9 protein-coding genes are annotated in these 20,604 nt (G+C 47.7%); 2 read left to right on the top strand and 7 right to left on the bottom strand.

Features of this window, described 5'->3' with window-relative positions:
- Positions 1 to 131: 131 nt before the first annotated feature.
- From E5355_RS00885 to E5355_RS00915, 7 genes are all read right to left on the bottom strand, one after another.
- Positions 132 to 1,265, bottom strand: a complete 1,134-nt coding sequence (locus E5355_RS00885) for a glycoside hydrolase family 76 protein (protein ID WP_136008781.1) — start codon at positions 1,263 to 1,265, stop codon at positions 132 to 134.
- Positions 1,266 to 1,279: 14 nt separating this feature from the next.
- A complete protein-coding gene (locus E5355_RS00890) occupies positions 1,280 to 2,428 on the bottom strand; it encodes a SusE domain-containing protein (RefSeq protein ID WP_136008782.1) in 1,149 nt (382 codons plus the stop codon).
- 33 nt (positions 2,429 to 2,461) lie between these two features.
- Entirely contained in the window at positions 2,462 to 4,072 is a 1,611-nt protein-coding gene (locus tag E5355_RS00895) for a RagB/SusD family nutrient uptake outer membrane protein (protein WP_136008783.1), read from the bottom strand.
- 15 nt (positions 4,073 to 4,087) lie between these two features.
- Positions 4,088 to 7,264 (bottom strand): SusC/RagA family TonB-linked outer membrane protein, encoded by a 3,177-nt coding sequence (locus E5355_RS00900; RefSeq protein WP_136008784.1) that lies wholly within the window; start codon positions 7,262 to 7,264, stop codon positions 4,088 to 4,090.
- Between the two features lie 134 nt (positions 7,265 to 7,398).
- The gene (locus E5355_RS00905) at positions 7,399 to 8,862 is read right to left on the bottom strand and encodes a glycoside hydrolase family 125 protein (RefSeq protein ID WP_136008785.1); all 1,464 of its coding nucleotides are present in this window, start codon (positions 8,860 to 8,862) and stop codon (positions 7,399 to 7,401) included.
- A 22-nt stretch (positions 8,863 to 8,884) separates the two neighbouring features.
- Positions 8,885 to 10,114, bottom strand: a complete 1,230-nt coding sequence (locus E5355_RS00910) for a glycoside hydrolase family 76 protein (protein ID WP_136008786.1) — start codon at positions 10,112 to 10,114, stop codon at positions 8,885 to 8,887.
- 264 nt (positions 10,115 to 10,378) lie between these two features.
- Positions 10,379 to 14,011, bottom strand: coding sequence for a glycoside hydrolase family 38 C-terminal domain-containing protein (locus tag E5355_RS00915; RefSeq protein ID WP_136008787.1), 3,633 nt, complete (start codon positions 14,009 to 14,011; stop codon positions 10,379 to 10,381).
- Between the two features lie 414 nt (positions 14,012 to 14,425).
- On the opposite strand from E5355_RS00915, the gene E5355_RS00920 reads away from it, so the two are divergent.
- Positions 14,426 to 16,375 carry a glycoside hydrolase family 97 protein gene (locus E5355_RS00920; protein WP_136008788.1) on the top strand — a complete coding sequence of 650 codons (1,950 nt, stop codon included), beginning with the start codon at positions 14,426 to 14,428 and terminating at the stop codon, positions 16,373 to 16,375.
- 161 nt (positions 16,376 to 16,536) lie between these two features.
- Positions 16,537 to 20,604, top strand: a complete 4,068-nt coding sequence (locus E5355_RS00925; protein WP_136008789.1) for a hybrid sensor histidine kinase/response regulator transcription factor — start codon at positions 16,537 to 16,539, stop codon at positions 20,602 to 20,604.

Raw genomic sequence — 20,604 nt, forward strand, 5'->3', positions numbered from 1 at the left:
AGAGAGTCTTGACGCATCCTCTTCTTTAAGAAACCGTTTCTATTTTCTTTTCTCAATCTTACCGGCACCTTCCGAACTTGCTTTCAGAAGGAAGCCGAAAGAAAACCTGAACAGTTTCCAAATTACACAAATTATTTCAGACTCTTCTCAAAAAGGGCTTTGGCTTCAATCAATGTACAACCGCTGGTCTGTGTGGTCAGGTGGTTGTTGCCGCTGTTGTTCATCGCCCAGCTGGTGCTATACAACAGGTCGAGCTTGTTGATGCCCTTGCGCCACAACGTCTCGGCATTGTTGTTGAAGAAGGTGATGAATTTTTTCTTGTATGCAGGTTCCAGGCCCGGCTCCATAATCAGTTGCACATAGTAGCGCATGAAAATACCCTTAAACAGTCCGCCGTCACCGTCGCCTTCATCGCGCAACAGGTTGTTTCCGGTATCTATCATGTCACTGTTACTGATTCCGAAATTAGCGGCCTTGCGGGCATCTTTCAAGTAAGAGACCTCCTTGGTAATCTTATACAGCTCGTAGGCGGTACCCAGGAATGTTCCCTGATTGTAAGAGAGAGAGAAGGAGCCGACCTCACCACTCTCACCGTTGATGTTGTCGTAGATGGCACCGGTGGCAGGGTTGAACAGGTGCTCACGCTCCCAATTATAAATCTCAAGGGCCCACTGCAGGTCTTCCTCGTTCTTGTTGATATTGTAGAGCCGTGCGGCAATCAGGCTGGCAGGACCGTTGGAGCAGGCATTCTTGCTCCAAGGCTGGTCGTGGGTCCAGGCGATGCCACCCCCTGCGTAGTCGTTCCAGCCGGTCTTTATCTCATTCCACATTTCTTGAGCGGTTTGCAGATACTTGCTGTCGTCGGTAGCTTCGTACAGACGAATCATGGTGAGGGCAATCCACTCCATGTCGTCGTAGAAATTGTTCCAATAACTGCCACCGTTCTTTGCCTTGATGCCGGTGTACCATTTATCGAACAAATCACTGTACTTGCTGTCGGCAGTACGATTATAGGCATCTATCATCACATCCATGGCATGCGCCTGAGGCCAGTAATGGAAATCCTTGATAGAACCATCATTTCCGTAGTTGAAGTAGTGCTCGCTCGCATTCCAGAAACGGTCTATCAGGGTCACGGAACTACTGTCGGCAGCCGCTTCCCAGTCTATGGTGTACCCCCCCTTGTCATACATGTACTCATCTTCTATCTCGCACGACTGAAGTGCCAAAAGAAGCAGGGGCAGACAAAATAATATTCTTTTCATAATCTCTTCTTAAATTAGTTGGCCAATTCCACTTTATGAGTATAGTTCTCCACATTGAATATCACGCTGATTTTGGTGATGGCACCCGGATTGTGACCATCGGCCGCACCGTCGAACTCGTTATTCAACTTCCACTTCTGATCCCACTGGTTGTCGGGAGTCTCCATGATATAGAAATAAGGATCTTCGGGAGTGGCTGCGCCCGGATTGGAGTCTGTGGTATTCTTGGTTCCCCAGAACTGTATGCTGCCGTCGGCATAGGTCATCAGAAACTTGTAACGTTGGTCGCGCCCCCATCCTTCTTGCTTGAACTCTATTTTATCCTGACCGCAGAACACACCGTTTCCTACATAAGGCAACTCAAAGGTAGCAGAACCGCTCGGGCAGAAGTAGAATTCCAGCTTGCTCACCTCCTTGACGGTTACAGATGCAATGGAGAAATCCATTTCGATGCGGTAAACACCCGTCTTTTCCACTGTTGTTTCGCCTTCGCCTTCCATAATCCGGTTGCCGTTGATGTAGAATGTCTTGGCACCTTCGGCTGCTCTATCTACCAGTTTGTAAGTCTTTCCACCTTCTAACTTCGTAAAGACTTCGAACTTGTCCTTTTCGGGTGAAGCACACGCCACAGCCTTGGAAGCATCCATACCACCTTCAGTAGCACTTCCGGTCAGGTAAAGCTGTGCCGGAATCTCTTCAAATCCCATCAAGCGAGTGATGGTGAGCTTCTTGCTTTCTTTCGCCATTACAGAATTCAAACCTCTGGACGCCATTACCGTCCAAACAAGAGTACCCGTCTCGCCACTGTTCAATCCGGCAGCCGCACCAACCTTGTTCAATATCTTGTGGCTGACGGTAGCATAGCTCAAAGAACCGCCATTGTCGGAAAGCACCTTGTAAATAGGCTTAGAAAAATCTCCTCCTTCCTTATCAAATACCACTTCATAAAGAGGGGCGCCGCTATCTTCGGCCTTGGCCGATTCCCATTCAAAGAACAGGCTGGCGCTGGCCGACGATTGCAAGACCACCTCCTTGCCGTCAGTGGGTTCATACAACTGATTTACTGAAGAAACTTTGGAGTCCTTGTATTCCATGTCTTCCGTACAAGACGTAGCAAAGAGGACTGCCGAAAAAAGAGCTATTGTTGAGAATATAGTTTTCATTGTTCTTTTGTTTTTAATGAGTTTAGACACACGTTAATTTCCATATCCCGGATTGTTAGGTGCCAGATTAGGATTCAAATTTATTTCACTGATAGGAACTGCCCAAAGGTAATCTCTTGCCTCCTCAAACTTGCGGGTGTCAAGCTTGTTCTCGTCCACGAAGCTTGCACCACGCACCTTGCCCGACAAGTATTCGTTACCAGCCTTCCAACGCTTAATATCATACCAGCGCAAACCTTCCATCGCCATTTCTACACGACGTTCGTCGCGAATAATCTGCCTCATCTCTTCCTTGCTCTTTCCGGCAGGAAAGTTCAAGGCTGCATCGGCAGTGAATCCGGCACGCTCACGGATGGGACGGATGGTCTTGTTCCATACCTCTTCAGTCATACCGCTTGTTTCGTGAACAGCCTCAGCATACATCAGCAAGATGTCAGCATAGCGCATGACAATGATATTCATACCGGAATTCTGGTCACCGGGAGCCTGCGGATTATAGTACTTACGGGTGAAATAACCGGTAGAAGTGCCGTTTCCACCACCATCATAGGCATCGGTTCCCGAACCCGGACGGATGTTGATGACTACGTCCTTGCTACCATCGTCCACATTGCCGCTCCAGTCATAGCCATCATAAATGATAGTGGCTGTGAGACGTGGGTCACGATTGTCGTAAGGATAAGCAGCGTTATAATCTGTCCCGGCTTCGCTGATGGTCTTTCCGCTAAGCATCAGGTAGGTGTCTACCAACGATTGCTGCGGTACACGGCTCACGGCACGTCCGCCTCTTGACAAAGGAATCATGTCTACCATCTCACCCCAAGTAATCAAATTGGGTACATAAGAACGGTCCATGATAATCTCTTCATTGTACTCATTGGCTTCATCGAAAAGCCCGGCATAATCAGAAAACAGAGCGTAAGTACCATATTCGCCTTGCTTATTCATCAGGTTGTTGCAATAAAGCATCACATTGCTCCAGTCGCTATCCATCAGGTAGACCCGGGCCTGCAAAGCACAAACGGCACCTTTGGTAATCTTGCCCCTGTCTTCTTCGGGTAATTGGTCACGAGTGGGAAGCGCATCCTTGATGTCTTCCAATTCCTGATGAATGAAGCTGATAATAGTTTCGCGGTCCGTACGACTTACACTCCGCGATTCTTCCAGCGTGATGTCTTCCGTAAAGAAAGGTACTGCACCATAAAGGTTAGTCAGGCGGAAGTAAAGGCTTGCGCGGATATAACGTATCTCAGCAATCATACGCGCTTTAACAGATGCGTCCATGTTGGGTACCAGATCCACCTTTTCAAGAAACACGTGGCAGGTCTTTATACCTCCGTAAAGGTCTTTCCATTCGTTCTTGAAGATGTCGAGCGAGGGAGTGGCCATACCCTTGCGAATGGCACGTTGATCGTCCACACTGCGACCGTCGTAAGCGTTGTCACTCAAACTTTCATCGCTCCACATACGGCCTGCATTGTACATCTGGCTATAAGCCATGTTCACCACATACTGAGCCTTGGTGGTGGAAGTCCAATAGGAGTTATCCGTAAATTTGTTTGTCGGTGCGTTCTCCATCTCGTTGCAACTGCAAAGCATCAGAACAGCCATTCCGGCAAAAGCTATGTATTTTCTTAGTTTCATAGTTATCTGTTGTTTTTAGAATTCAATGTCTATACCGAAACCGTAGTAACGGAGCGTCGGGTAGTTTCTACCGGAATTGGCGCCACTGTTACCCATCTTAGAGTCAAACTCAGAAGACTCGGGGTCAATAAACGAATTGTTACTGAAGGTCAGCAAGTTTTGCCCGTTTACATAGATACGTGCCTTTTCCATGCCTACCTTGCGGCTCCATGTTCTAGGGAATGTGTAACCAATCTGCAAGTTCTTCAGACGCAGGTATTTTCCATCCATCAAGAACAGGTCGGAACCTTGTCCGTTTCCGTAGTTGTTTCTGTTGGAAGTAGAACCCGGAGCAGTAAGTCTCGGCCAGCGTGCATCGATGTTGGTAGGAGTCCAGAAATCCAGTTGATGCTTATAGATGTTATAAGAGTAGTTGGCGTGGAACGGTTCAACCAATTCACCACGAAGCATCATGTCTCGCTTGCCCACACCCTGCCAGAACATACCGAAATCGAATCCTTTCCATTCCACATTGTAGTTGAAACCGAAAGTCAGGCGAGGGAAGGCGTTACCCAAGATGAACTTATCCTTCGAATCGATGATACCGTCTTCGTTACGGTCTACAAACTTCACGTCACCCGGCTGTACCTTTCCACCTACAGGGATAGCCGATGATTCAATCTCTTCATAGCTCTGGAAGAAACCGTCCATCTTGTAGCCGTAGTAAGACTCCAGCGGACAACCTTCACGGGTGATGCGGCTCAACTCTTCTATCTGCGAAATTCTTTCGTGACCGGGGAATTTCAGTACCTCATTCCAAGAGTCACCAAGGTTGAAACTGAAGTTATGGTTTGCGGCTCCCGTCTTCAAACGATAGTTGATAGAGAAGTCCCAACCTTGGTTCTGCATCTCACCAATGTTGTCCATCGCCATATCCGTACCGAATACCGAAGGTACGAGAGGCTTCATCAAGATGTCGCTCGTACGCTTGTAGAAATAGTCGAACGTCACATTCAAAGCGTTATTGAAGAACGAAGCATCCACACCGATATTGAAGGTCTTGGTCTTTTCCCAAGTCAAATTATCTTTACCTAACTTAAAACCTGCACCCGACACTGTCTGGTTGTTGTATGCGTAAGAGTTGTTGTATAGTTCGTAGACGGTAAAGCGATCATAAGTACCGATAGACTGATTGCCCAGTATACCGAAAGAGGTACGCAACTTCAAATCGCCCACACGTTCTTTGTAGGTCTGCATGAAGTTCTCCTCGCTCAGGCGCCAGCCCAACGAAACAGAAGGGAAGAAACCCCAACGGTAGTCTTTATGGAACTTGGAAGAGGCATCATAACGGAAGCTGAATTCAGCATAATATCTGTCTGCGTAAGAGTAGCCCACACGTCCCAACAAAGAAGTCAGACTGGTACGATTGGATCCGTCTACGAAAGTACTTCCGGTAATATTTCCTACAGTACTGTTGGTAATGTCTGTACCAATACCCAAGTCAGGGTCTACACCTTTCTTTTCAATATCATTGCTGAATGAAGTGAAGGATTCGTTGGTCACCCCGAAAAGTCCGGTGACATTGTGCTTGCCGAATGTCTTGTTGTAATCCAGCAATAATTGGGTATTGATGAGGTAGGCAGTGTGGTTCCAGTTGCTAGTTTTGTAGTCGGTATCCTTCACCGGACGCGGTTCGGTGGCCTCTTCATTCAAGTAATAGGCTACACCCAAATTGCGGGTAGAGCGCATGTCGTTTATCACATCCGCACCCAACACTCCACGCAATTTCAATCCGTCAATAAGCCGGAATTCAGCATTGACATTAGCGTTCAGATAATTGTTACGGAACTTGTTACGGCCACCGGCTTCCAATGCTCCCAATGGGTTGAATTCACTCAATACATCATTTAACAAATATCTTCCATCGTCCGATTTCATTTTGTAATAATAATAAGTAGGTACACGGGCAGCATCCACTTCCAAACTTCCACCGGTGGTACTTACACTATTATTACGTGTATAAGCCAAAATAGCATTCAGTTTCAAACGTCCCACTTCTGTGCTAACATTGGTACGAAAATTATAACGCTGCACGCCAAAGTCACTGTTGCCCACATAATTACTTTCCTGGTCATAATAGCCCATGGATACCATATAAGTGGTTTTATCACTACCTCCGGATACACTTAGATTATAATTCTGCTGTAAGGCTGTGCGGACTATCTGATCAAAAAACCAGCTTTCTTCATTTTGATGGGCAGCCAAGTCACGGATTTGATCGGGTGTATACAAAGGAGCCTCTCCGGCATTAGTGGCAGCCAAATTGCGCAAAGTAGCATTCTGATAACCTTTCACCGGCGAAAACAAGATATCCGGATTCTGCCATCCCATCATGCCACTTAACCGGACTGTCGCACGCTGGTTCTTCTTACCTTTCTTAGTAGTAACCAACACCACACCATTGGAAGAACGCGAACCATAAATAGCGGCTGTACCGGCATCCTTCAAGATAGAAATATTCTCAATATCATTGGGATTCAATTTATCGAAGCTACCGCCATCAGCTATCAATCCGTCGATAACGAAAAGCGGGCTGTTGTCGTTCACCGTACTGATACCACGGATATTGAAATTGGTTTTGCGGTCGTTCGGATTGCTGCTGCGCTGCTGGATAACCACATTGGGTGCAGCTCCTTGCAGGGCTTCGGTCATATTTGCCACGGGACGATCCTCAATCATGGAAGCTTTCACCTGGTCTACGGCACCCACGGCACTCTTGCGAGTAGTAGTACCATAACCGATGACAATAACTTCATCTAGCACCTTGGTATCTTCTTTTAAGACAACATTCAGTTGCTTTTGGTTTTTCACAGCAATTTCCTGAGTGGCATACCCCACATAGGAAAAGACGAGAACATCTTGGACACTACAAACAATGGAATAGTTTCCATCCACATCTGTAATGGTACCCACACCTTCTTTACCCTTGACAGTAACACTTACTCCAATCAGGCTTTCGCCGGTGGCATCCTTAACGGAGCCTTTCACCGTGGCATTACTTTGCTGCGCCACGGCAACACTCTCCACATGGGCATAAGCAGCGGGAGCCTGCGCCAGCATAGTCACAGCGGGCAAGGCAATAAGCCAGAACTTACAGTTCCCGCTTATCCGAGCCAGCAATGAACTTACTGTGTACACTCGATTCTTTTTCATATTTTTAAGATTAAACATTATAATAAATTGCGATAAGAGAAGAACACAAACAACATCAATGAGTAACCGATTCATGTAATCTGTGTTCCAATCTTTATTCTAACGCACTTTATTGATTTTAAATGATTTCTGTTTTACAGACTGTTGAGCAAATTCACTTTACCCTCGTTCACCAATTTCAGAATCAGCTCTCCAAACAGCGTGTTCTGCCAAGCAAACCATGCTCGGGTAAAGTTAGCGGAGTCATCCTTGTGGAAAGACTCGTGCATGAATCCCGTACCGGCATCCGTATCCATCAGCATCTTGATGCAAGTCTTTATCTCCTCATCATTCTGGCTGGTGAATGCCTTCATCATGATACTCATGGGCCATACCATATCATAACCGATGTGCGGCCCCCCGATACCTTCGCCGGCTTTGCCTTTGAAGAAGTAAGGGTTACTGTCGCTCCACACAAAACGACGTGTATTCTGATAGATAGGGTCGTTTACGTCCACATCACCCAAATAAGGCATGGCAAGAAGGCTGGGGACATTGGCATCGTCCATCAACAGATGATTGCCGAATCCATCTACTTCAAATGCATAGATTGTTCCAAACTCGGGATGATTGTAAGTGGCATATTTCTTCAAGGCTGCCTCCACTTCAGCAGCCAAATCGGTACATTCCTTGGCCAAAGATGTTTCCTTGTTTACTTCCGTCAGAATTTCAGCAGCCTTTTTCAAAGAAGAGACAGCGAAAAAGTTGGAAGGAACCAGGTATTGAAGCGTAGTGGCATCGTCCGATGGGCGGAAAGCGGAAACGATCAGTCCCACCGGCTTGACCGGAGCACCCAAGCCGTCGTTATTCAACGTATCGAGGGCACGTTCCGTCTTGCGTTGGAAACGGTAAGGACCGACACCGTCCTTACGCTGCTGTTCCTTGAAAGTCTTCAGGATAGCAGTAATTGCCCTCATCCATTCACCGTCGAAGATACTGCTGTCACCGGTTACTTTCCAATACTGGTAGGCCAGACGAAGCGGGTAACAAAGAGAATCTATCTCCCATTTGCGCTCGTGCAGTTCAGGCTTCATGTCTGTCAAGTCAGTCATCCAGTTGCCACCCGTAGGTCCGTCGTTGAAAGCATTGGCATACGGATCAATGTTGATGCAAAGGAACTGACGGCGGATGACACCTTCGAGCATCTCTTTCAATTGCGCATCATTGTTGGCCAGCTGCACATATGGCCACACCTGCGCACCGGAGTCGCGTAGCCACATAGCATGGATGTCACCGGTATAAACAAAAGTATCGGGTTTACCGTCCAGCATACGAAAGTGCACAGTAGTGTCAAGCGTATTAGGGAAGCAGTTCTCAAACATCCACGCCAACTTAGGATTGGTAAGCAGCTTCTTCACACGAAGAATCTCAGCTTCCACGGCTTTTGAGGTGAAAAGGCGTTTCTTCATTTTTGGACGATTGCTTTTATAAGCAGCGGTCATCTGAGCATAGTTCTCCACACAAGTGTTGTCACCTTTCAAGGTAAAAGTGTCTGCCTTGGCATAGCCCTGCATACAGAGCATGGCAACAGCGCACAAGGTAATGTTTCTCTTTTTCATTAGGTATGATTCGTTTTTTTAATTATAAAGGCTGATTAGCGGACACGGCCAAACGCGCGTACATCTCTACCATGGCGGCCTGTGTCAGCAACCATTTACGATTGTCGCGGCTTTTGCCGGTGAAATCAGTATTGAAAAGGCCGTTATCTTCACGAGCATGTATCCAGGCATAGTCCAGGCTGCGGGCAAAGGAATCAAGATAAGCCTTGTTTCCGTCTGTCTGATAGAGCTCCATGAAACCGCGCAACATAACAGCGGTGAACCACACATCGCCCTTCTTCAGCATATGAAACGGGGCTCCCTGTTCGGGGGTGAATTCCATGAAAAAATAATTATGACAAGCGGCGGCAATCGCTTGCGCATCCTTCAGATACTGCTCATTGCCGGTAAGCTGATAGAGCAAGGCAGCCGACTGCATCATCTGACCGCTGTTATAGGCAAATTTGGCACGTCCTATCTCACCGTCCAAACGCATGTTGTCGAAGTAAAGACAATCTGTTGTGTCCTGCAATGTTGCTTTAGTCCATTCGTACAAGCTCTTCCCTTTCTCAAAATAAGAGCTGTCTCGCGTAGCCTTGAAAAGTTTCAGGGCAAAGACGGAACCTGGGGCGTTGGAACAAGTGTTCTTTGATTCTTTCTTCTGTTCGCACCAGTATATACCCCCTCCCAAACAATCATCCATACCGCTTTCTATAAACTTCCAGATAAGCTTGGCGCTCTGCAGATAGTTCTCTTGGCGGGTCATCTGATAGACGTCCGCGAAGTCGATGCCGAGCCACACGTTGTCATCATAAAAACGGTCGGACAACGGAGCGTCCTTGATGTAAGAAGCATATGCTTCGGGCATGCGACAGGTATCGAAATATTCAGCAAGTCCCGGAAGCACTTTCTCATCAAGTAACTTCTGATAGTTCCCGAAATCTTTCTTGTTATCTTTAGTAGCCTCCATCAGCGCATTCACTGCGGAGAAGGTACCGGAATAAGGCCACAAATAAGAGTAGAGATTGGGACGGTTCTTCTGTTCCTCGGAAGCCAGATAAGTGGCGGTATAGCCTTCCACGTCCGAAGGGTAATTCTCACGCAACAGACAAGTGCCCGGTGCAGAATAGTGAGCATATAAGGAATCAAGTGTTTGTGTTGATCTGACCAGCATTACGTTGTCCGCTACAGCCGGTTCTTTCTGTGTCTTGCATCCGGTTACTGCCAGGGCGCATGCCAACAGGCAGAAAAGTGCTTTCTTGGAATTTTTCATCTTTTTCAACGGCATTAAATTGTTTGACTTGTTTTTCACTCCATCACGGGAGCCTTCTATATAAACCCTATTAAAAACGATTGCAAAAATAGGCAGTAAGACTAAAAGCCAACTATAAATCCATGACATTACCGTCCACATTCCGGACATGGCAGAATTTTGAAACAAGTTTGTCACAAAATGAATACAGTAAACCCGCATCTAAAAAATCAGCGGATACGTACTAAAACGTACCCGCTTTAGAGATAAAGAAGCGACTCCTATTTATTTTGCATACACTTCCATTTCATAAATGCGCACATCCTTACCGGAAGCCGATTGCATGGGTTGTGTCACTAAAAGACGCAGGTAGCGGACACTTTCAGGCTTATTTAGCGTGCGGTTCAGTACATTCTTGCCATTGCCCGAAACATAGTCCAGTGTGCGCCATTCACTGTTCTTGTCGGTCTTACCTTGCAGGAAGCAGGAGGAAGTGATGTAGGAATGGTTTTCGCCGGCAGCGTTCAGTAACTTCCAGCCGTTAATGCTCCTTTCACTGCCCAAATCAAAGTCTACGTAGTGGGGCATTTCAGCAATAGCACACCACTTTGTGTTTTCGTCGCCATCTACCATGAAAGCCGGCTTCTCTTTCTCGTTCACATAGCTTGAATAGCCCATTACCATGTCCTGCTTCAGAATGTTCACTCTCTCTGTGGAGCTTTCCGTCTGATAGCGATTGCACTTGTTTGCCGTACGGAACAGTTCGGAAACGGGGCAAACGGAAGCAGCTGCAACATTAGTCAAAGTGGCGGCAAAGATAACAATATCCTTATTATCGGGCAATACCACTTCAGTAGCCTTCTCAGGCAGGTCGATGGCGAACTTAAACATGTAAGTGAATTCATACGGCTGATCGCCTTCACCAGAATGACGGTGCGTACCTACATAGGCAACTTCAGCATCTTTCAGATAACCTTCCGTATGTCCGGTGTGCCCCCACTGGCCGATGAAGCCAGTATAAGAAGGTACAATAATCTCCTGCACGGACTTGCCTGTGCGGAATATCCCCTTCACATCTTTATCAGAAGCGGCGGCAGCAAGGATATAGAGTCTGTTATAAGCACAGTCGGCGGGCAGTTTCAGCACATTGCCCTTGCAAGCCATGCCATTCAGTTCTTCACGCGTCTCCAATTTGAAAGGCACTCCATTCACATTCATCTCGGTAGGTATCAACTCGGCAGCGTAAGAATAGCCGGCCTCAAAGTCGGCAGCAGCCTTGAACTCGTTCCAACTGAAACACTTCTTGTCATAAGCAAGCGGCAATGGCCGGGCCACCGTCTGCACCTTCTTATTGGAAGCGAAACGTACCTTGTAGGTCTTAATGCCGTTTGGATTGACTGACACTTCCAAGCGATTTCCACTGAATGCAGCCTTACCGATGGTCTTTTCCGTACCATCTGCTTCTACAGCAGCCACAAGGTTGTCGGCAAAGACAATCGAGGCTTTCTGCGCCTGCTTGCCTCCGGCTTCATACACGCGTACCACATATTCATCTGAACTTTCGGCTTTCTTTAAGGCTTTAATAAGGACATTCCGGTTGTCGGAAAAAGCCAATGAATAACTCTTGCCCAATTCGCCGCGGTGCTTTCCAACAGCAAATGCCTTGATGCGCTGGTTCAGCAGTTCGGCATTCTCGCGGGTCCGAACTACGTCCAAAGCGCCTGTATGACCTACCAAGCTGTAAGTAAAGGTATGACGGCCGAAGTCTTGACGGTCTTGGTAAGCATAGTTACTTTTTGTCTTCGGAGTGTGTAGCAAAGTGAGACGCAGGGTATTGTTGTCGGGCTTGTCCCAGCCATATTTGCTGTCGTTCATAATGGAAACACCGTAAGAACCGTTAGCGTCTGTCAGGTCGGCCCAGTATTGGGCATATACTTCGTAAGCGGTCAAGCTGTTGTTTCCTCTCTGCACGCTGCCTACACCCAAATCGTAAGTAGCTTTCTCGTTGTTCAGATTGAGGGGGAACTCGGCCTTCAGCAGGGCATTGGCAGACTGCCAGTCCACTTCGTTGGTGAAGTCGATGCGGTGGGCCAATATGCCTTCATACAGATGGATGTACTGGCGGAAGAAAGAATCACCGTGGCGTTTCTCCACGCAGAGAGTCTTACGCAGTGCCCCGTTTTCGCAGAGGGTCATTTTCACATCCTCGGTGATGGAGATAGGAGTAGCGTCCACAGTCTTCTTCAATATCTCCCATGCGGGCCACTCGAACGATTCGTTTTCAGTGAAGAGAGCCAGGCGAATGGCCTTGCCGGCTTTCACCAGTTCCTTGTTGTTTTTCTTGTCGAGCAGTGAAGTGATGTCACCGTTCTCGTTCAGTGTCAGCTTGTAGAGCGAATTTTCGATACTTGTGGCTTCAACAGCGGACACCTTTCTGCCTTCGCCGGAAAGACGGACATCGTAAACCGCATATCCGTTGGCGGGTACAGTGGCTTCTACTAACAAACGAACCTTTCCATCGGTGTATGAAACCAACTGCGAAGCCACCTGCTTGCCTTGTTCATTGTACACTGCCACGCCTTTGGGAAAACGGGGTGCTTTCACCTCCATAGTCACCACATCGGCAGCCTTGAATCCCGAAGCGTTATAGAGCACTACGGGAATCCCCTTGACACGAGTATCAAGCTTGCCTGCCACACTTCCCACGGCATGAGTCAGGATGCCGGAGAATTGCTTCAGAGAAAGCAACTCATCGTTCCATGAGAATTCGTAGGCACGAGGAATGCTGGTACCCGTCAGGTCATCGTGAAACTGATGGAAAATGAAGCGTTGCCAAGATTCCGTCAAACTCTTCCCGGGATATTCGGCAGTGCCTAAAAGGGCGGCAGCTACAGAAGCACGTTCGGCGGCATCACCCAAAAGTTCATTCTGGCGATTGTAAAGCTTCATGGCGGCCTGTGAAGTGTAGCAGCCGGTGCCATGAACGTCCATCAGCAGTTCGCCGTCAAATACGGGGAGCTCGGAATGAGCGTCATATGGTTGGTAATCCTTAAACAGCTGGTCGCTGGTAGCACTGATAATCTTCAACGGGCCGTCTCCCTTGATGCCTTTCTCCACGGAAGCCACAGAAGCGATGGTAGGTGAACCGCCCACATCACCTGTTCCATAGTAGCGGTAAACGGTATTCAGGGGAGTACATCTGGAGAGTTCCATCAGATATTTATTTTCTGAAAGGTCTTCATTATCCCAACGACGACCGTAATCATATCCGTGAGCCAGCATGACGGACGCTCCATCCACCCCTTTCCACAGTCCGACGGTAAAAGGATGCTTGCTCTTGCCGTAGAAAGGATTGTTACGCCAGTCCAGCTTCTGTGAAGAGAATCCTATCAGCCCGCAATGGGCGGCAACGGTGGGCAATGTCCATCCGAACCCGAAACAATCGGGCAGGAAGATGTCGGTGCTCTCCACACCCAGCTCCTTGCGGTAAAACTCCTGCCCCAGCATGATATTGCGGATGAACGACTCGATGGAGGGCACCAAAGTATCGGTAGCATCCCAACTGGCCCCGCTCACGTGCCAGCGGCCTGCCTTTACAAAGGCCTTCATCAGTTCGTATTCACGAGGATAATACTCCTTCATCCAGGCATACTTCACACCACCCTCGAAATTGAAGATGTAGTCGGGATACTGGTTCAAGAGGAAAAGATTCTGGTTCAGGGTATTCCAGACATACTCCTTGATGGTGGTCTGGATGTCCCAGTTCCACTGTGTGTCCAGGTGGGCATCCGCCACCATATACGCTTTCGCTTTCTGCGGTGCAGCGGTCTGGGCCGATAAGTGTCCGCCTGCAACGGCCAACATTACGGCTCCCGCTATCAGGCGGGCCTTCCCCGCCAGCATTGGTCTCCTTTTCATGGTTCTGCTATTATTGGTTTTCATTGAATAAAAGATAATTCCCTGACATACCGGACACAAGTGAAAAAGTTCCGGAATACTTGTTGCAAAGTTCGGAAGAACATATACAAAAGTTTGAGAAAACATAGATTCGGTTCTATCCCAAGCCTTGGGATAGAAATCCCAAAGCTTGAAACGGACATCCGCAACCTTGGGACAGACATCCGCAACCTTGAGACAAAGTACAAGAATCCGATGCCCGGCCTCAGCACAAAGGTAGCCCGGGCTCCACTCCCGTACTGTACAGATTCGCGACATAGATATGTAAAAAACCGTCCATGGCATGATTTCATACATTTATGTCATAAATAGAACACACTTCTTGCAGACCACGGACTACTTTTGCATACAGTAAAAAATCGAAAAGCCAATAGCATGAAAAAACAACTCCTACTCCCGGCAGCCCTCTGCCTTTCACTGACCATTTTCGGACAGAAAGTACATCAACTGACCTCACCTAGCGGGAACATCCGCATCTCGCTGGAGCTGACCGACCAAATCCGATATGACGTAGCCCAAGGAAACCAAACATTGATGGACAGCTGTGTCATCGGCTTGGAAACCGCCAACCGTCAGCTGGGCATCCATCCCAAACTGGACAAGGCCGTACGCCAAAGCGTAAACGAGGAGCTGACTCCCGTGGTGCCCCTGAAATTCTCTACCGTAACCAACCGCTACAATCGGTTGCTGCTGAAATTCAAAGGAGACTATTCGGTGGAGTTCCGCGCCTTTGACGACGGATTTGCCTACCGTTTCCTCACTGACTTGAAAGGCGAGCAAGAAATAATAAATGAAATCCTGCGACTGAACCTTGTGGATGGCTGCCTGCTACATCTTCAGCAACCTGACGGCTTTAAGACTTCCTATGAAGAAGAATATCGCCACCAAACATGCAGTGAGTGGAAAAACTCCAATCGTATGGCTCTGCTTCCCCTTTTAGCCAGCACACCCGAAGGTGACAAAATCCTCATGAGTGAAACCAATCTGACAGACTATCCCGCCATGTTCCTGAAAAACGACGGACAAGGCGGTATTGCCTCCGTCTTCCCCCGTCTGCCTCTTGAGTTCGGAGAAGACGGCGACCGCAGTCTCAAGATTCTGAAAGAAGCCAACTGCATAGCCCGTACTGCAGGAAAGCGCAGTTATCCGTGGCGTTACTTCGTCATTACCGATGATGACCGCAAACTTATAGAAAACACCCTATCCTATCGCCTCGCTGAAAAGAATGTCATAGAAAACACCTCTTGGATTAAACCCGGACTGGCCAGCTGGGAATGGTGGAACGGAGCCATACCCTACGGCCCCGACGTAGACTTCAAGGCTGGCTGCAACCTTGACAACTACAAGTACTTTATCGACTTCGCATCCCACTATGGCATAGAATATATAGTAATGGACGAAGGTTGGGCCATGAACACCCGAGACCCCTATACACCCAATCCCACGGTAGACATACACGAACTCATCCGCTACGGCAAAGAGAAAAACGTAGGCATTGTGCTATGGCTCACTTGGCTTACGGTAGAAAATCACTTCGACCTATTCGAAACCTTCGAAAAATGGGGCGTGAAAGGCGTAAAGATAGATTTCATGAATCGTAGCGACCAATGGATGGTGAACTTCTATGAACGCGTGGCACGCGAAGCCGCCAAACACCATCTCTTCGTGGACTTCCACGGTGCCTTCAAACCTGCCGGATTAGAATACAAATACCCCAACGTACTCTCCTACGAAGGCGTGAGAGGCATGGAGCAGATGGGTGGATGCCGTCCCGACAACAGTGTCTATTTCCCCTTCATACGCAACGCAGTAGGAGCCATGGATTATACTCCCGGCGCCATGCTCAGCATGCAGCCCGAGGTCTACCGTTCCGAACGTCCCAATTCTGCCAGCATCGGCACACGTGCCTATCAGATGGCACTCTTTGTTCTCTTTGAAACCGGCCTGCAGATGATGGCAGACAACCCTACCCTCTACTACCGCAACGACGAGTGCACCCGCTTCATCACCCAAGTACCTCAAACATGGGACGAAACCATCGCCCTCGAAGCCGAAGCAGGAGAGTATGCCGTCGTGGCCAAACGCAAAGGAGAACAATGGTATATAGGAGGCATGACCAACAACCGCGAACGTGAACGGGTCTTCAACATCTCCCTCGATTTTCTGCAAGAAGGAAAAAACTATCTCATGACCTCTTTTGAAGACGGCATCAACGCTGACCACCAGGCCATGGACTACCGCAAACAAGAACGAACCTTGAAGAAAGGCGACCGTATCACAGTCCGTTTGGCACGCAACGGCGGATTCGCTGCGGTCATCCGCTGATCATATCCATACCTACCTGCTCCGTACAAATACATTTCTAAAAAATACGGAGCAGATACAAAGCAAACAGTAATCCTGCAACTGAAGAAATATATTGCGAATATTGACTGTTTCCACCTTAAAATATATCTTTGCACGCTAAAATCAATACAACAAGCCACATGAAAGACATATACTGGAAAGGCCATACAATTTTATTGCTCGTCAGTCTCTTATGCTGTGTTCCGGATTTTGTACACGCCTACAGTCTACGGCAATTCTCCAACAAGAACGGTCTTTCCAATAGTGCCATCCAATCCCTTTACCAAGACAGCCAAGGTGTACTCTGGATAGGAACATGCGACGGACTGAACGTGTTTGACGGCAACAATATCCACCTATATACACCAGTTGATGTGTCACGTAACCTATTGTCAGGCAATATCATCAGCCAAATCGTAGAATCAGAGCCAGGCATACTGTGGTTACAAACCAACTACGGGTTGGACAGATTGGATACATACCGACAGACCTGCCGAACCTTTACCGAATTCAAGGACAACATCTTCTTGGCACAAAGCAACAACAAGTGCATGTTAGTGCTGAAAGATGACGGGAATCTGTATCACTACCAACAAGAGAACCAGAGATTTTTACAGCTGAACACCTCTTCCATGGATTTCAATAAAGTACTGTCCATGACTATCGATTCCAACAACTTGCTTTGGATATTCGCAACCGGAAACAACACTCGTTGCTATCGGCTGAATCACACGGGAAAAAGCGTGACTCTGATTCCGGAAAAACCATTTGGACATCACGGTCTGAAGCATGCCTTTATCGGAAAAGATTCAGCCTACTTCATTGATGAAACCTATGCCCTCTACGAATATAGTTTCAGTAACCGACAGTGTTACTACATTGCCGACCTGAAGGACGAAATAGAAAAACGGGGTGAAGTATCTTCCATCATCAAACGAGAAAATGACTTCTGCATCGGTTTCAAAAGCAGCGGCTTGATAATACTGAAATATGAAGCGAACCAAAAGATTAAATACCGTATAGAGTACACCGAAATACAGTCGGGCATCTTCTGCCTGATGAAAGACAAATTCCAAGACATCGTATGGGTAGCTACCGACGGAGAAGGACTATACATGCTTTACAATGACACGTTCACCATGACCAACACTCTGCTCAATACTCCCGCATATCAAGTGAACAACCCGGTACGCAGCCTCTACCTCGACCCACAGCAAACCCTATGGATAGGAACCAAGGGAAGCGGCATATTGCGCATACCGAACTATCTTGTCGACAGTACCCCCGAAAAACATGATCGTCTCATCACCGGTAACAGTACATTGACCGACAACTCCGTCTACTGCTTTGCACCCGGTGGAGAAGACCGACTTTGGATAGGCACGGAAAACGGTATCAATTATTACTCTTATTCTACCCATCAACTGAAAGAACTGGCGGTACAAGCCAATGGGAGTAAAGTGAAATATGTGCACTCCATCGACCAAACCAATGACAGTACACTGTGGATTTCCACCGTGGGCGAAGGAATCGTAAAGGTGACACTAGAGAATCAGAGAAAAGATCCTACTGTGAAGCATGCCACACGGACTTTGGTGAGCAACGGACACATGGCATCAAACTACTTTTTCACCTCCTACCGCGAAAGCAGCTCTGCGCTGTGGTTCGGGAACAGAGGGCTCGGGGCCTACCGTATTGACGTGCATACCGGAGAGATGGCACAGTTCCGCTTCAACAACTTGGTAAACAGCCAAACCGCCAACGATGTGTTCGCCATACACAAAAACGAGCAAGGCTACTGGCTGGGCACCGGATCGGGGCTTCTCCGCTTCCACCCGAACGAAGGCGGAAACCCAGACAGCATCAGTGCAAAGCTCTACACCAACAGCACCGTACATGGTATCTTGGAGGACAACCGGGACAATCTCTGGGTAAGCACCAATCAAGGATTAATGAGACTCAACCCCCAAGAACAGACCAAGCAAACCTACAACAACGGAAACGGACTGGCCGTGACCGAATTTAGTGATGGAGCCTTCTACAAAGACAATGCCACGGGAATTCTTTTCTTTGGAGGTGTAAACGGTTTCGTCACCGTGAGGCCCGATTCTTACATTACCACAGACTATATGCCCGACATCAGCCTGAAAGGACTTTCCATCTTTGGTAAAGAATATAACCTACATGACTTTCTACATAACAAAAACGGAAAACCCGTGCTACAACTGGACTATAAACACAACTTCTTCCAGCTGAACTTCCGGATAACAGACTACATTAACGGAAACGACTATTTCTACTCCTATAAACTAAAGGAAGCAAGCGACCAATGGATAGAAAACGGAGTTTCACCCAATGCCATCTTCTCCAACCTTTCCCCCGGAGAATATACTCTGTTTGTGAAATACCGCAATAACATCAACGGTAAAGAAAGCCATCCGCAAGCCTTCACTATTTACATCGCTCCGCCTTGGTATCTCAGTTCCTGGGCCTATGTGGGCTACTTTTTGTTAGGATTACTACTATGTGCAGGCATAGTTTCCTATGCATTCCATACCTACCGCCTGAAGCGGCAGCACATGATGAAGAAAATGGAACGACAGAAAAAAGAGGAAATCTATGAATCAAAACTACGCTTCTTCACCAACATTACCCACGAGTTTTGCACCCCCCTCACCCTGATTCAGGGACCGTGCGAAAAGATACTCACCCACAAGGAGACAGACATCTACACGCACCGCTACGCCAAGATGATTCAGCAAAATGTGGAAAAGCTGAACGGACTCATTGTGGAGCTGCTGGAATTCAGAAGACTGGAAACGGAAAACAAAATGCTCTCCATACAGCCACAGCCTGTTTCCGAAAAGTTAAGGGACATCGCCGAATCCTTTGGCGACATGGCAGAAAACAGAGAAATGAACTACCGCCTCGACATCGCCCCCGAACTGATATGGAACACCGACCTGAGCTGCTTCAACAAAATAGCCGGAAACCTCATATCCAATGCTTTCAAGTACACACCCGACAAGGGGAACATCTGCATAACATTGTATGCAAAAAACGAACGTCTCATTTTGAAGATAGCCAATACCGGCAAAGGCATCACACCCGAAAATCTCGGAAAGATATTCGACCGCTATAAGATTCTCGATTCCGTGGAGATGAACGGCAAAAACTCAAGAAACGGACTGGGACTGGCCATCTGCAAAAGCATGGTGACGCTGCTGGAAGGGGAGATAAACATCGAAAGCATACCGGGCGAACTGACCACCTTCACTGTAAGCCTGCCCTCGCTATCTCCCAACGGACAAGAGGTACCACAAACCGCATACGAAACGGCTTCTCCAAGCATTCTCACCGAAGAAGCGCAAGAACTGCCCGAAAAATACACCCGAGAATTCGACACAAACAAGCAGACAGTCATGGTGATAGATGATGACCCTTCCATGCTATGGTTCGTATCCGAAATATTCACGGAGAAATACAATGTACTCTCCTTCAATAATGCCCAAAAGGCATTAAACAGCTTGGAGCAGCGACAGCCAGACCTCATCATCTCAGACGTGATGATGCCCAATATAGACGGGCTATCCTTCACCTCCGCTATCAAGCAACATAAGCTGTGGAGCCATATCCCCCTCATCCTGCTCTCGGCACTGCATCACGAAGACGACCAAGTAAAAGGACTGGAATCGGGAGCGGATGCCTATGTCACCAAGCCTTTCAACGTGAAATACTTGGAAAAGATGGTCTATCATCTCATCCGCCGCGAAGAAAACCTGAAGGAATATTATAGTTCGGCACTCAGCACCTTTACCTGGAAAGAAGGAAGCTGCCTGCACAAAGAAGAACAGGAATTCTTAGAAAAAATGACAGAAGTCATTGAAAAGAACTTGGCCAATCCCGACCTGCAAGTAGAACTCTTGAGTAAAGAAATGGGCTACAGTAGCCGACAGTTCTACCGCAAACTGAAACCACTTACCGACAAATCGCCTGCCGACATCATCAAAGAATACCGCCTCTCTAGGGCAGAACGCTTGTTAGTCTCCAGCAACTTCACCATCGAAGAGCTGATGGACCGCACGGGATTCACCAACCGAAGCACTTTTTATAAAGCTTTTTCACAACGTTACGGAATGCCGCCCCGTCAATACAGCGAACAGCAAAGAAAGAACGTGAAAGAAGGGCAGGAAATTACTAATGCCTAA

Origin of the sequence: Bacteroides muris (ex Afrizal et al. 2022), from assembly GCF_004793475.1 — a bacterium.
Classification (GTDB): Bacteria; Bacteroidota; Bacteroidia; order Bacteroidales; family Bacteroidaceae; genus Bacteroides; species Bacteroides muris.

Bases quoted from the DNA above. Each gene is read 5' to 3' on its own strand.
- E5355_RS00890 (WP_136008782.1), bottom strand. From the start codon at position 2,428: ATGAAAACTATATTCTCAACAATAGCTCTTTTTTCGGCAGTCCTCTTT.
- E5355_RS00910 (WP_136008786.1), bottom strand. From the start codon at position 10,114: ATGAAAAATTCCAAGAAAGCACTTTTCTGCCTGTTGGCATGCGCCCTG.
- E5355_RS00905 (WP_136008785.1), bottom strand. From the start codon at position 8,862: ATGAAAAAGAGAAACATTACCTTGTGCGCTGTTGCCATGCTCTGTATG.
- E5355_RS00900 (WP_136008784.1), bottom strand. From the start codon at position 7,264: ATGAAAAAGAATCGAGTGTACACAGTAAGTTCATTGCTGGCTCGGATA.
- E5355_RS00920 (WP_136008788.1), top strand. From the start codon at position 14,426: ATGAAAAAACAACTCCTACTCCCGGCAGCCCTCTGCCTTTCACTGACC.
- E5355_RS00925 (WP_136008789.1), top strand. From the start codon at position 16,537: ATGAAAGACATATACTGGAAAGGCCATACAATTTTATTGCTCGTCAGT.
- E5355_RS00885 (WP_136008781.1), bottom strand. From the start codon at position 1,265: ATGAAAAGAATATTATTTTGTCTGCCCCTGCTTCTTTTGGCACTTCAG.
- E5355_RS00915 (WP_136008787.1), bottom strand. From the start codon at position 14,011: ATGAAAAGGAGACCAATGCTGGCGGGGAAGGCCCGCCTGATAGCGGGA.
- E5355_RS00895 (WP_136008783.1), bottom strand. From the start codon at position 4,072: ATGAAACTAAGAAAATACATAGCTTTTGCCGGAATGGCTGTTCTGATG.